The organism is Arthrobacter sp. zg-Y20, assembly GCF_030142075.1.
Classification (GTDB): domain Bacteria; phylum Actinomycetota; class Actinomycetes; order Actinomycetales; family Micrococcaceae; genus Arthrobacter_B.
Genome location: NZ_CP126241.1, coordinates 2,594,210 through 2,608,231, shown reverse-complemented (window position 1 = coordinate 2,608,231; position 14,022 = coordinate 2,594,210). Strand labels below are relative to the sequence as shown.

The 14,022-nt window shown below is 69.1% G+C and carries 8 protein-coding genes; 6 read left to right on the top strand and 2 right to left on the bottom strand.

What is annotated here, in order from left to right:
* Window positions 1–70 precede the first annotated feature (70 nt).
* From QNO06_RS12430 to QNO06_RS12420, 3 genes are read left to right on the top strand one after another with little or no spacing between them, the layout of a single operon-like run.
* On the top strand, window positions 71–514 hold the full coding sequence (locus QNO06_RS12430; protein WP_227913646.1) for an MGMT family protein: 444 nt from the start codon (window positions 71–73) through the stop codon (window positions 512–514).
* A complete protein-coding gene (locus QNO06_RS12425) occupies window positions 511–3,831 on the top strand; it encodes an ATP-dependent helicase (protein WP_227913647.1) in 3,321 nt (1,106 codons plus the stop codon). The genes QNO06_RS12430 and QNO06_RS12425 overlap by 4 nt, the downstream gene beginning before the upstream one ends.
* Window positions 3,828–7,298 carry an ATP-dependent helicase gene (locus tag QNO06_RS12420; protein ID WP_227913648.1) on the top strand — a complete coding sequence of 1,157 codons (3,471 nt, stop codon included), beginning with the start codon at window positions 3,828–3,830 and terminating at the stop codon, window positions 7,296–7,298. Before QNO06_RS12425 ends, QNO06_RS12420 begins: the two co-directional genes overlap by 4 nt.
* Window positions 7,299–7,356: 58 nt before the next feature.
* Here QNO06_RS12420 and QNO06_RS16985 read toward each other — a convergent pair whose 3' ends face one another.
* Window positions 7,357–8,886: a phosphotransferase gene (locus QNO06_RS16985; RefSeq protein WP_349774808.1), complete on the bottom strand. Its 1,530-nt coding sequence runs from the start codon at window positions 8,884–8,886 to the stop codon at window positions 7,357–7,359.
* 142 nt (window positions 8,887–9,028) lie between these two features.
* Between QNO06_RS16985 and nudC the strand changes: the two genes are divergently transcribed.
* On the top strand, window positions 9,029–9,991 hold the full coding sequence (gene nudC, locus QNO06_RS12410; protein ID WP_227913649.1) for an NAD(+) diphosphatase: 963 nt from the start codon (window positions 9,029–9,031) through the stop codon (window positions 9,989–9,991).
* Window positions 9,988–12,114, top strand: a complete 2,127-nt coding sequence (locus tag QNO06_RS12405; protein WP_227913650.1) for an ATP-dependent DNA helicase UvrD2 — start codon at window positions 9,988–9,990, stop codon at window positions 12,112–12,114. Before nudC ends, QNO06_RS12405 begins: the two co-directional genes overlap by 4 nt.
* Window positions 12,115–12,144: 30 nt before the next feature.
* Here QNO06_RS12405 and QNO06_RS12400 read toward each other — a convergent pair whose 3' ends face one another.
* Window positions 12,145–13,239 carry a ThiF family adenylyltransferase gene (locus QNO06_RS12400; RefSeq protein ID WP_227913651.1) on the bottom strand — a complete coding sequence of 365 codons (1,095 nt, stop codon included), beginning with the start codon at window positions 13,237–13,239 and terminating at the stop codon, window positions 12,145–12,147.
* Window positions 13,240–13,391: 152 nt separating this feature from the next.
* Here QNO06_RS12400 and QNO06_RS12395 point away from each other — a divergent pair, with 152 nt between their 5' ends.
* Window positions 13,392–13,970, top strand: a complete 579-nt coding sequence (locus tag QNO06_RS12395) for a M48 family metallopeptidase (RefSeq protein WP_227913653.1) — start codon at window positions 13,392–13,394, stop codon at window positions 13,968–13,970.
* Window positions 13,971–14,022: the final 52 nt, after the last annotated feature.

The window sequence follows — 14,022 nt, the reverse complement described above, 5'->3', positions numbered from 1 at the left end:
CAAACCTACCGGCGGGCAGTGACATTCCCGGAATTCGCGGGGCGTGCGGGTGCCTCGGTACGCTACGGATATGCGCAGGGACTATGCCGATGCCGTGCTGGGTGTGGCGGATCTCATTCCGCCCGGAAAGGTGCTCTCCTACGGTGACATTGCCGAACTGCTCGGCGCAGGAGGGCCGCGCCAGGTGGGCGCCGTACTGTCGGCCCGCGGCTCGGAAGTGTGCTGGTGGCGGGTGCTGCGCGCATCCGGGCAGCCGCCGCGGTGCCACGAGGCCCGGGCATGGGAACACTATCGGCGCGAGGGCACGCCCGTGCGCGGAACTGCCGACGACGACGGCGCCGGTTACCGCGTGTTGATCGGTGCCGCCCGCTGGCAGCCCAACGATGCGGAATGGGCGGCAGTGCAGGCCCTGCACATGTCGCTGCACCCCTCGCCGCACGCCGGCGGCGCGTCGGGACCGGACGGGACCGCAATATCAGGAATGTCAGCGGGACATGATGAAGTGGAACCATGAGCGTTGAACTCCAACTAGTCGGACCGGCGGCAGCGGCAGCAGAGGCGCCGCAGCTCAGCGCCGACCAGCAGGCCGTGGTGGACCTGCAGACCGGCAGCGGGCCCGTACTGGTCCTCGGCGCCCCCGGCACCGGAAAGTCCACCGTGCTCGTGGAAGCCGCCGTCGCCCGGATTGAACGGGACGGGCTGGATCCCTCCCGCATGCTGCTGCTGGCACCCTCCCGGCTGGCCGCAGCCTCCCTGCGGGACGCGCTCTCGGCCCGGCTGCAGGGCACGCTGAGTACCGCGCCGGCCCGGACCTGGGCGTCCTATGCCTTCGACCTTATCCGGCGGGCCAAGACCGAGGGCCGGCTGCCCTGGATCACCCGTGCACCCAAGCTGCTCTCCGGTGCCGAACAGGATGTAATCATCAAGGAACTGCTGGCCGGCCACGGCGAGCAGGGCGTCCCGCAGCTGCCCTGGCCCGAGGGCCTGGACCTGGCCCTGGGCACGCGGGGCTTCCGGCAGGAGATCCGGCAGCTGTTCGACCGGGTCATCGAGTACGGGATCTCCGCCGGGGAGCTGCGGGAGCTGGGGGAGCGGCACAGCCGGCCGGACTGGGTGGCCTCTGCTGCGCTCTACGCCGAGTACCGGGACGTCCTGGACCTGCGGATGCCCGAGTCCTTCGACCCGGCCGGCATCATCACCTCCGCCCTGAACATCCTGCGCTCCGACCCGGAGTTCCTGGCCGCGGAACAAGAACGCCAGCAGCTGGTCCTGGTGGATGACCTGCAGGAAGCCAACCCGGCCATCCACAGCCTCTATGCCGTGCTGGCCGGCACAGGGGATTCCATCGCCGCAGCCTGCCCGGACACCGTGGTCCAGGGCTTCCGCGGGGCCCGGCCGGATCTGGTCGGCCGGCTGGGCGAACGGTTCGGCGGCCGGCTGCAGACCCGGGTGCTGACCACCTCGCACCGGCTGACCGGTCCGCTTGCCGGGGCTTGGACGCGCACTGCATCGCGCATCTCCGTTGTGGGCGGGCTGCCGTCCTACCGCAGCGCCGTTGCCGATGCCCGGCACCCGGGGACTGCTGCCACCGCTGACGCTGCCGGCCCTGCCCACCCGGGTGACGAGGTTACTGATGACACCGTTACGGGCGCAGTTGAAACGGGCGGGACAGCCCCGGAAGTTCCGGCCGCCGAGGCACACGTGGTGGACTCGCCCATGCACGAGCAGCGCTACGTGGCCCAGCGGATCCTTGAAGCGCAACTGCTGCACGGGCGCTCGCTGGAGGACATCGCCGTTATTGTCCGGACCGGCGGCCAGCTGGCCGCCCTGCAGCGGTACCTCACCGGGCAGGGCATTGAGGTCAAGGTGCCGGTGGCTGAAAAAGCCGTGCGGGACGAAGCCGCGGTCCGGCCCCTGCTGGACGCGTACGCCGTCGTCCTCGACCCGGACCTGCTCACCCCCGAACTCGCTGTGTCCCTGCTGACCTCGCGCATCGGCGGTGCCAGCACACTGGAACTCCGCCGCCTGCGGCAGGCGCTCCGCCGGGAAGAACTTGGTGCCGGCGGCGGACGCACCAGCGACGCCCTGCTGGTGGAATCGCTGCTGGAGCCGGAATCCGCGTCGGGCCGCGCGCTGGCAGGGCTCACCTGGGATGCGCGGCTGGCCGCCCAGCGCATTGCCGGCATGATCACGGCCGGACGCAGCGCCGCCGTCGAACCCGGCGCCACTGCCGAAACCGTGCTGTGGGCCCTGTGGTCCGCCTCCGGGTGGTCCAAGAAGTGGGCCGAGGCCGCCCTGGCCGGCGGGCCCACGGCCTCCCGGGCAGACCGGGACCTGGACGCCATCATGGCCCTGTTCCAGACCGCCGAACGCTATGTGGACCAGCTGCCCGGTTCCACCCCTGCGCAGTTCCTGGACTACCTCACCAGTTCGGAACTGCCCATGGACACCCTGGCCGCACGCGCCCAGCGGCGCGAGGCCGTGGAGCTGCTGACACCGGCCAGTGCGGCGGGCCGGGAGTGGCCCGTAGTGATTGTTGCCGGCATCCAGCAGGATGTGTGGCCCAACCTGCGGCTGCGCGGTGAACTGCTGGGCAGCGGCGAACTGGTCGCGGCAGTGGAGCACGGGGATAATTTCCGTGCCCACCGCAGCCCGCTGACCCTGATGCAGTCCATCCGCTTCGACGAGCTGCGCAGCTTCTCCACCGCCGTTTCGCGTGCGCGTGAACTCCTGATCTGCACCGCCGTCTCCTCCGAGGATGAGCAGCCCTCGCAGTTCCTGGACCTGGTGGCGCCGCTGGAACCCGGGGCCGAGAAACGCGAACGCACCGAGGTGCTGCGCCCCAGCACGCTGCGTTCCCTGGTCTCGGAGCTGCGCCGGTTTGTCCAGCAGCCGGACATCGACCCCGACGGCGCTGCCGAAGCAGCGCATCACCTGGGAACCATGCTCAACCACGAGGTGCCCGTCCCCGCGGCGGATCCGCGCCAGTGGTGGGGGCTGGCGCCCTTGTCCACCGAAGCGCCCATCCTTCCTCCGGAAGCTTCCATCCCCGTTTCGCCCTCCAAGGTGGACGCCGTACTGAAGTCGCCCCTCAGCTGGTTCGTTTCCGCGGCCGGCGGCGAGCAGGCGACGGATTTCGCCCGCTCGCTGGGAACCCTGGTGCATGCCATCGCCCAGGACATGCCGGACGCTACGGGGAACGAGTATGTGGCGGAATTGGAGAAGCGCTGGCCGTCGCTGGGCATGAAGGACAACTGGGAAGGCCGGATGGACCTCCAGCGGGCCGAATCCATGGTCCGCAAACTGGCCGAATACGTCATCACCATGCGCCGCAGCGGCCGCTCGCTGGCTGCCGTCGAGCAGGACTTCCAGGTGGAGCTGCCGGTGGAGATCGACGGCGCGGTGCGTACTGCCCTGCTCCGCGGCCAGATAGACCGCCTGGAAGTCGACGCTGAAGGACGGCTGTTCATTGTCGACCTGAAGACGGGGAAATCGGCGCCCAAGAAGGACGACCTGCAGGGCCACCCGCAGCTGGCGGCCTACCAGGAAGCCGTGCGCGAGGGGGCGCTGCCCGATGCCCCGCGGGTACCGGGAGGAGCGGCCCTCGTGCAGCTGGGAACCTCCAACAAGGGAGTATCCGTGCAAGAGCAGCCGGCACTGGACCCGAACGACACCACGGCGCGGGACATGGTGGCCGAGGCAGCGCGGCTGATGTCGGCCGCGTTCTTCGAAACTGTCCATGATCCCGGCCGGAGCGGCTTTGGCGGCAACGGCTGCCGGCTGCCCGAAATCTGTCCACTGTGCGCTGAAGGAAAGCAGGTCACCGAGTGAGTGCCTCCGTAACCGACGAGGTATCGGGAACCAATGAGCGCCCGGACGGCGCCCTGCCGGAGGGAGGGGCTCCCCGCTACTCCGCCCGGGATTTGGCGGAGCTGCTGCATACCGAACCCCACGCGCCGGTGCAGTACCCCACCGAAGACCAGATCGGCATTATCGAGGGCCCGCTGGAACCGCTGCTGGTGATTGCCGGTGCCGGGTCGGGCAAAACCAAAACCATGGCGGACCGGGTCGTCTGGCTCGTTGCCAACGGACTGGTCCGGCCCGAGCAGATCCTCGGGGTGACCTTCACCCGCAAGGCCGCCGGTGAGCTGGCCACCCGGATCCGCGGGCGCCTGAACATGCTGTACCGCCAGCTCGACGGCGCGGGCGGGACAGGCGAGCCGGACGAGAGCGGCGAGGAGCGGATGGAACCCACTGTTTCCACCTATCACTCCTACGCCAACGGAATCGTGAATGACTACGGCCTGCGGATAGGCGTGGAACGTGATTCCGTGATGCTTGGCGGCGCGCAGTCCTGGCAGCTGGCCAACGAAGTGGTGGAGGCGTACTCGGGGGACTACGAACACTTCACCGCAGCCAAATCGACCCTGGTCTCGGCCGTGCTGCAGATGGCCGGGGAATGCTCCGAACACCTGCGCACCCCGGCCGAGGTGCGGGCGGAACTGCAGGCACATGTGGACGCTGTTTCCGTGCTGCCGTACCAGTTCGGCAAGCCCAAGGAACCCACCCAGGCGGCCCGGAAGCTGCTCAACCGGCTGCGTACCCGCATTTCCGTCACCGAACTGGTGGAGGCCTACCGGCAGGCCAAGGCCGAGCGCCGGCAGCTGGACTTCGGCGACCTGGTGGAACTGGCCGCCCGCATTGCGTCCACCATCCCGGAAGCCGTGGAGATGGAACGCGCCAAATACAAAGTGGTGCTGCTGGACGAATTCCAGGACACGTCGCATGCGCAGATGGTCCTGTTTTCCAAGCTGTTCGGCGACGGGCGTTCGGTCACGGCGGTGGGAGACCCGCACCAGTCCATTTACGGATTCCGCGGTGCGTCCGCCGGGCAGCTGGGCACCTTCCGGGAGAAGTTCCCGCTGACCACTGCGGAGGGGAGGGCGCTGGCGCCGCTGGCGAACCTGTCCGTGGCCTGGCGCAACGCCACCTCCGTGCTGGAAGCCGCCAACACCGTGTCCTCCCCGCTGAACGGCGTGGCCCCGTGGCTCAAGCATCAGCGGCTGCCGTATGTTCCCGAGCTGCAGGCCCGGCCCAGCGCGCCCCTCGGCGAGGTGTACCTCGGACGCTACCTCAGCGACGTTTCCGTGGAACCGGGCCGGCACGGCCAGGAACGGATCCTGGGCGAAGCCGAAGCCGTAGCCGAACTGGTGGCCAAGCACCGGCAGCAAAAGGCGGAGTACGACGACCGCCGCAACGTCCTGTGGCCCACCGTCGCGGTCCTCTGCCGGGGCCGGAAGCAGTTCGAACCCATCCGCAAGGAACTGGAACTGCGTGGCATTCCGGTCCAGATTGTGGGCCTGGGCGGGCTGCTGTCCACACCGGAAGTGGTGGATCTTTTGGCCGTCCTGCGGGTACTGGGGGACCCGGGACGCTCGGACTCCATGCTGCGCATCCTTGCTGGAGCCCGCTGGCGCCTGGGCCCGGCGGACCTGATGGCCCTGGCCGACTGGTCCCGGCACCTGGTGCGGGTCCGCGAACGCGCAGTCCGGGTGGCGGACGCAGCAGACATCCACGGACCTGACGAAGGGCCGGATCTGGTGGTCGAGGCGGACCTGGTGGAAGCCGGCAGCCTGGTTGAAGCGGTGGATTCCCTGCCGCGCCCGGGCTGGGTGTCCAATGCCGGCCGGTCCCTCTCCGAGGAAGGACTGCGCCGGCTGACGCTGCTGCGCAACGAGCTGCGGGACCTGCGCGGCTTTGTGGGGGAGGACCTCACCACCCTGATCGGGGAAGTGGAGCGCCGGATCCTGCTGGACATCGAGGTGGCAGCCAAGCCCGGCGTCACCCTGCACGAATCCCGCCGCAACCTGGACGCCTTCATCGACGCCGCAGCAACCTTCAGCTCGTCCTCGGAACGGGTGGATTTGGCCGCGTTCCTGGCCTGGCTGGAAGCAGCGAACACCGAAGAAAACGGCCTGCCCGTGACCCCGCTCGAACCCAGCCGGGAAGCGGTGCAGCTGCTGACCGTGCATGCCTCCAAGGGGCTGGAATGGGACATTGTGGCCGTTCCGGGCCTGAACGAAGCATCCTTCCCCAGCGACAAGGATTCACGCTGGAGCAGCGGCGACTCCTCGGTGCCGTGGACCCTTCGCGGCGACAGCCTGGACCTGCCGCAGTGGGACTGGGAACAGGTTGACCAGAAGTCCTGGCTGGAGAGCGAGAAGCTCTTCAGCGAAGACGCCAAGGGCCACGCCGAGCGGGAGGAGCGCCGGCTGGCCTACGTCGCCTTTACCCGAGCCAAGTCGGTGCTGATCTGCACCTCCTCCGCCTGGGGCGGCGGACGCTCCAAGCCGCTGGGCCCCTCGCGCTACCTCCAGGACCTGTACGAACTGGAACAGGCGGGGGCGCCGGGCTATCACCTGGCACGCTGGGTCACACCAGAGGAAGAGGGCACGGAGAATCCCGCCCTTGCCGAGGCTGAACGCGCAGTATGGCCGGTGGATCCGCTGGGCTCCCGCCGGCAGCGGATGGAAGCGGCAGCGCAGGCCGTTATAGGCGCCGCGCAACAGCAACAGCAACAGGGCGCAGGGAACGATCCGGCTGGACAGGCGCCCGGACGCTGGAGCCGGGAGACGCAGCTGCTGCTTGCCCGGCACCGCCCGCCAAATGAGGTGGTGCAGGTGGAACTGCCCGCCCACATCTCGGCGTCCATGCTGGTGGACCTGAAGGACGACCCGGCTGAGGTGACCCGGCAGCTGCGCCGCCCGGTTCCCCGCCAGCCCGGCATGGCCGCGCGCAAGGGAACGGCATTCCATGCCTGGGTGGAAGAGTTCTTCGGCACCAGCGGCATGCTGGACATCGATGAGTATCCCGGGGCCGCGGATGCGTACGTGGACGAGGCCTACCAGCTCGAGGACATGATCGCCACGTTCGAGTCCTCGGAGTGGGCGCAGCGGACCCCGGCCTACATTGAGGTGCCGGTGGAGACCAAGGTGGACGCCGTCGTCGTGCGCGGCCGCATCGACGCCGTCTTCCAGGATGCCGACGGCACATGGGACCTGATCGACTGGAAGACCGGCGCTCCGCCGTCGTCGGCCAAGCTCGATGTTCGGGCGGTACAGCTTGCCGTGTACCGGCTGGCCTGGTCCCGGCTGAAGGGCGTGCCCCTGGAAAAGGTCCGTGCCGCGTTCTACTACGTGGCGGCGGACAAGGTCATCCGGCCGTACAACCTGGCGGACGAGGCCGAACTGGAGCAGATCATCGGCGCGGCAGCCGAACGTCCGTCAGCCGGGTTCTGATCAGAAAGTGCCCCGCCGGAAATCGGCGGGGCACTTCGGGCTGCGGGCTGAAGGCGGGCTACTGCTTCCGAACCGGAATCAGAGGCAGTGCGGTGGTAGCGGTGTCGCTCCCGGTTCCTGCACCGTCGGCGCCGGTCGGAGCAGTATCGACGGCGGCTTCTGCATCGGGTGCCGTCTCTGCACCGTCCTCCGTCTGTGCATCGGGTTCTGCTGCCTCGGGTTTCGCTTCCGCTTCCGCTGCTGCGGCCTCGGAGTTTTCGCTTCCCGTGTCGGCGTCGGCATCCGTGTCCCCGGCCGGGACTGCGGCGCCGCGTGCCGGCAGCACAATGACTTCTGCCAGGCCCGGACCCTGCGCACTGCCGGAGGCTCGGGTCTCGTCGTCGTCCGCAGCAACGCTGTCCCCGGCAACCTCGTCGGCAGCAAGGCGGTCACCGTCGGTATAGGCAGCCTCAATTCCGGCCTCGGTGCCCTCGTCGGGTCCGTCTTCGGTGCCATCGGCCTGCTCCCCGGCGGGCTCGATGGGAGCCACAGTAACCTTGGCGGAGTCAGGCTTGGCAGCCGCGCGAGCATCGGCGGGAGCATCAGCCGGAGCATCAGCATCGACGGGCACGTTGACGGTCCGGGGGACGGCGTCCGCTGCCGCACGGTACTGGCCCGCCCGCTGGTCCGCCGCTTCCTGCTCCAGCACATCCTCCTCGAGGGTGGCGAGCATTTCCACGGCCTCATCCACCATGGTGGAGTTTTCCGCCGCGACACCGCGGACCAGCCATTGGGCCAGCGCGAATTCGGCAGAGAGCGCGGCGCGGCGGATCAGGTGCGGATCCTCCGGATCGGTGCTTGCCTCCAGGTACGCGCCGTGGACCGTTTCGGTGAACCGCGGATCGTTGGCGGCAATCAGCCAGGCAAAGTCGTCAGCCGGGTCGCCCACGCGGAGGTCGGTCCAGCCCGTGACGGCGCTGACCCGCTCGCCGGTCAGCAGGATGTTGTCTTCATGCAGGTCCCCGTGGACCACCGTGGGCTTGAACCGCCACAGCGAGACGTCTTCCAGGGCATGTTCCCAGCGCCGCAGCAGGACTGAGGGGATCAGTCCGGTGGTGGCAGCCTGGTCGAGTTCGTTCAGGCGGCGCTGCCGGAATTCGTTCGCGGTGTAGCTGGGCAGGTCGGCGCGGGTGACCAGTTCCCGTGGCAAAGCGTGGACGGCGGCCATGGCGCGGCCGATCTCCGCCGCCACGGCACGCCCGGAGGTCATCAGGGTATCGATGCTCCGGGTAGCCCCGGGCAGGTGGGAGTAGACGAAGGTGCATAGTTCACCCTGGCGGACGGTTCCGGCCACGTAGGGCAGCACAAACGGCAGCTCGGCCCGGACCGCAGGGACGAAGGTGCGCAGGACCAGCAGCTCGGTCTCCAGCCGCATGCTCGCTTCAAGGTGCTTGGGTGAGCGGACCCGCCACCTGCGTCCGGCGTCGTCCACGAGCAGCGCGGCGTCAAAATCCGCGGCGTCGTCGGGGGAACCGGCAACGCCGGTTGGGGTCAGCCCTGGGACGGCAGCGCTGGCCATTGCAGCCAATTCCATGGGGGTCCGTTTCACATCTTCAACCGTATGGGCAGATGTGTCCTGAATAACCGCAGTGCGGCGGCGAGTCGTCCAAACCGTGAGGAAAACCTCAAGCAGCCCCCGGGGCCGGGGGCCAACTACAGTTTGGGGGGAGGGAGTCAGTACGGTAGGTGGTATGAGTATTCCGGCACCGGCAGCATTTGTTTCCCCCCTTGGACTGTTACCGCTGGCCCGGACGGCGGTGGACCGCGGATCCGAGCGCCGGATCGCTCCCGACCTTTTCGAGACCATCCGGGCGGATGCCGCCACCCGCGTTATGTACTTTGCGAAGGGCCGTGCCCTGGTCCGGGACTCCGCCCTGGTGCTGCTGGACCCGCCGGCAGACGGCTTCGGCGACGCACCCGTCTACCTGGGCCGCACCTTGGAAGACGCGCAGGTGCCGCTGGGATCGGACATCGTGCTGGTCACGCTGCCGGAACCCGATCCGGCGTTCGCCGTCGACGGCGCAGCCTGGGCCAGCCTGCGCGAATCCGCCACCGAACTCGGGGCCCTGGACGCGGGACTGTTCGTTGAAGCTGCCGCAGTTGCCAACTGGCATGCAGTGCACACCCACTGCCCGCGCTGCGGTGCGCCCACCGTGCCCGAGCAGGGCGGCTGGGTCCGGCGCTGCCCCGAAGACGGAAGCTCGCACTTTCCGCGCACCGATCCGGCCATCATCGTGGCGGTCACCGATGAGCAGGACCGTATCCTGCTGGGCTCCGCCGCGGCGTGGCCCGGTAACCGGTACTCCACCCTGGCCGGATTCGTGGAGCCGGGGGAGTCGCTGGAAGCAGCCGTGATCCGGGAAGTGGAGGAGGAGTCCGGGGTGGTTGTCCACTCCCCGCAGTACCTGGGTTCCCAGCCGTGGCCTTTCCCCTGTTCACTGATGCTGGGCTTCACGGCCCGCACCGCCAACCCGGCTGCCCGGGCGGACGGTGTGGAAATGTCCGATGTCCGCTGGTTCAGCCGGTCCGAACTCGCAGCCGCAGTGTCCAGCGGAGAAATCACCATTGCAGGCCCCATTTCCATTGCCCGGAACCTGATCGAGCGCTGGTACGGCGGGACCATAACCGAACCGGAGGCCGGCGCCCGCCCATGAGCAGCGAATCACCCGAAGCACTCATCCTGTCCGGGCTCGACGACGAGCAGCGGGCAGTCGCCACCACCCTGACGGGCCCGCTGTGTGTCTTGGCCGGCGCCGGCACGGGTAAGACCCGTGCCATCACCCACCGCATGGCGTACGGCGTGGCCACCGGTGTGTACAAACCCCAGCAGGTGCTGGCCGTGACCTTTACTGCCCGCGCCGCGGCGGAAATGCGGACCCGGCTGCGGGACCTGGGCGCCAACGGTGTCCAGGCCCGCACCTTCCACGCCGCGGCCCTGAAGCAGCTGCAGTACTTCTGGCCGCACACCGTTGGCGGTGCCATGCCCGGGCTGCTGGACCACAAGGCACAGATCATCGCGGAGGCAGCCCGCCGCCTCCGGCTATCCACGGACCGCGCGGCCATCCGCGACGTCGCTGCCGAAATCGAATGGGCCAAGGTGTCCATGCTCACCCCGGACAGCTACGTCCGTGCGGCAGCGGACCGGGAGCCGCCGGCGGGCTTCGACCTGACCGCTATCTCACGCATCTTCCAGTCCTATGAAGACGTCAAGGTGGACCGCAACATCATCGACTTCGAGGATGTCCTGCTCATCATGGTGGGAATCCTGCAGGAGGATGAGCGGGTAGCAGCCATGGTGCGGGACCAGTACCGCCACTTCGTGGTGGACGAATACCAGGACGTTTCCCCGCTGCAGCAGCGCCTCCTGGACCTGTGGCTCGGTGCCCGGGACGAGCTGTGCGTGGTGGGCGATTCAAGCCAGACCATTTACTCCTTCACCGGCGCCACACCCCGGCACCTGCTGGACTTCACCAAGCGGTTCCCGGACGCCGACGTCGTCAAGCTCGTCCGTGACTACCGCTCCACCCCGCAGGTGGTGGGCCTCGCCAACCGGATCCTCGCGGCCCGGACGGCCGAGGGGGAGCGCAACCGCACGGCGCCGCCGTGGCCAACGCCCCTGGAACTGGTGGCGCAGCGGCCGGCGGGACCGGAACCGACGTTCACCGAATGCGCCGACGACGAAGCCGAAGCGGCGCACGTAGCGTCGTCCATCAAGGCTCTCCTGGAGGAGGGCGTCCAGGCCAGTGAGATCGCCGTACTGTTCCGGACCAACGGGCAGTCGCAGGCCTACGAGCAGGCACTGGCTTCGGCCGGCATCGGCTACCAGCTGCGCGGCGGCGAGCGGTTCTTTGCCCGCCGCGAGGTCCGCGATGCCGTGCTTCAGCTGCGCGCGGCGTCACGCTCCGTCGGCAATGAACCGGTGCCGCAGCTGGTGAAGGACATCCTTGCGTCGCTGGGCTACACCCCCGAGGCGCCGGCCGGCGGCGGGGCCACGCGCGAGCGGTGGGAATCACTCGCCGCCCTGGTGGCATTGTCCGAAGAACTGCAGGTGACCCGGACCCGGGACCCCGAGGCCATTTTCACGCTCCAGGACTTCGTGGCCGAACTTGAGGAACGAGCAGCTGCGCAGCACGCGCCTCGGGTCCAGGGCGTCACCTTGGCTTCCCTGCACTCGGCCAAGGGCCTGGAATGGGACGCGGTGTTCCTGGTCGGACTGAGCGAGGGCCTGATGCCCATTTCCTTCGCTGATACGCCCGAAGCCGTGGACGAGGAACGGCGTCTGCTGTACGTCGGCATCACCCGTGCCCGTGTCCACCTTGCCCTGTCCTGGTCTACCGCCCGTACACCGGGCGGACGGGCCAACCGGAAGCCGTCCCGGTTCCTGGACGGGCTGCGTCCGCGCACCGAACGCGACGCAGGCCGGACGGCCGGCCCGGCCCGGCAGGCCCGGCGCAAGGTCACCGGCCCGGCGAAGTGCCGCAGCTGCGGTGCCCTGCTGAACACCGGTGCCGAACGCAAGGTGGGCCGCTGTGCGGATTGCCCGGTGACCTATGAGGAAGCAACATTCGAGGCGCTGCGCGAATGGCGGCGGGAGGCAGCCTCGGAAGCAGGCATCCCGGCGTTCGTCGTTTTCACCGACGCGACACTGGTTGCCATCGCCGAGGACAGGCCGCCGTCGTTGAACCGGCTGGCCACGCTGCCCGGCGTCGGCCCGTCCAAACTCGAAAAGTACGGCGAAGAGGTGCTGAAGGTACTCGAGGCCAGCGCCGGATCATAGGCGCCGCTGGACGAAAACCCTTCCTGGCCGTCAGGCCACCCGGTTCAGGCGGTGCTGTAGCCGGCACCCGCAGGCCGGGTGGTAATCCAGCTGCTGCAGCCGGGAGTAGCCGTCCGAGGCCCGCACCTGCAGGACAGCGGAATACAGCGCCGGACGGTTAATCCCGTCAAGGAACACCAGGGCCGCCGTGGCCGCGGTCCCTGCCGCCAGCACGGATCCGGCGGTCTCCTCGCCGTCCGGACCCGAGCAGTCCAAGACGGTGCCGGCAGCCGGGCCCCCGGCGCGGCGGGCCAGGGCATCCGCGGCCGCGAACCAGCCGGGGTCGGTGTCCGCGCGGTGCAGGTCCAGGCATTCCAGGCATGCAGTGGCCCCCGGAACCACCAGCGGACCCACATCCCACCCGTCCTCCTGCGCGGAGACCACCAAGCGGGGAATGCCGTCGGCAGCCGCCGTCGGCTCGGCCGGACGGCCGCCTGCCGCACCGAAGCCTGCCGCCTGGACCGTCACCGCCAGATCCACCGGCACAGGCTCGGAGCGGACCCGGATACCGGAGTGCACCAGCACCTGCAGGGTGGGGTCGATCCGGAACACGTGGCGCTTGACCGCTGCCGCGCGGTTCATGCCGATATCCGTCATCGCATAGGACGCACCCACATCCGTCGGGGCCACGGCAGCCGGGTCGGCCAACAGCAGGGTTCCGACGCCGGCGGAAGCCAGTGTGCGGGCGAGGAGGGCACCGGTCCGCCCCAGGCCCTCGACCAGCACGGTGGCCGCCGCACGGCGGCGGACCGATTCCTCCCCGTTGGCGGCGTAAGCCGCTGCCAGCCGCTGGGCATCCGGCTGCAGGCGTTCCGAACGCAGGGAAGGGACGGGAGAGGCCGTGGTTTCCTGCGGAATGAGCAGCGGCTCCAAAACCTCCAGCAGCGACGCAGCCCGCTCCGCGGAAAGTGACACACCCGCCGCAGCATCCTGCTCCGTGCCGTCCGGGACTCCGCTGCGCAGGGCCGCCAGGAACGCGACGTCGGCGTCTTGGAGGTTGCGCAGCAGCAGCGATCCGGCGCCGATGCCCAGCTGCCTGGCACCGGGCGATACTTCCAATACGTGCACTCCCGGATTGATCCGCATGGCTGTGCTCCCTTGTGTCCCGGTGTGGCCTGGTGTGTCCAGTCCATGGCCCGCCGCGGGCGGGGTGCTGACCATGCTGGCACGGGACGGCTTGCCGCCGGCGGTTATCCACAAGGTGCAGGACCGTCACCGGCGCCGTCTAGGCTGGAAATATGCCTCATCCTTCTGCCGGTGCGTCCGTCCCTGCTACCACCAGCTCGGGAATCCCCATCCAGGTGCGGCGTTCCGCGCGGCGCAAGCGGACCGTGAACGCCGTCTTCCGGGACGGGGTGGCGCTGGTGTCCATCCCGGCCCACTTCAGCCGCGAGCAGGAAGCCGAATGGGTTCAGCGCATGGTTGCCCGGCTGGAACAGCGCGTGGCCCGGGAATCGACTCCCCAGACCAGCGACAGCCGGCTGATGGCGCGGGCGGGGGAACTGTCCCGCACCTACCTGGCCGGGAAGGCCCGGCCCGAGTCCGTCCGCTGGGTCAGCAACCAGAACTCCCGCTGGGGTTCTGCGACCCCGGCGCGGGGCAGCATCCGGCTGTCGGACAAGCTGCAGGGAATGCCGGAGTGGGTGGTGGACTATGTGCTGCTGCACGAACTCGCACACCTGATTGTGCCCTCGCACGGAGCCGCGTTCTGGCGGCTGCTGGAGACGTACCCGCAAACGGAAACCGCCAAGGCGTTCCTGTCCGGAGCAGCCTTTGCCAGCGCCCGCGGGCTGAAGGGGGAAATGGAAGAGGACTAGCGCCAGCGGGCTGTGCCCGCCGGAACCAGTCCTCTTGCCGGTCCAGCCGGGA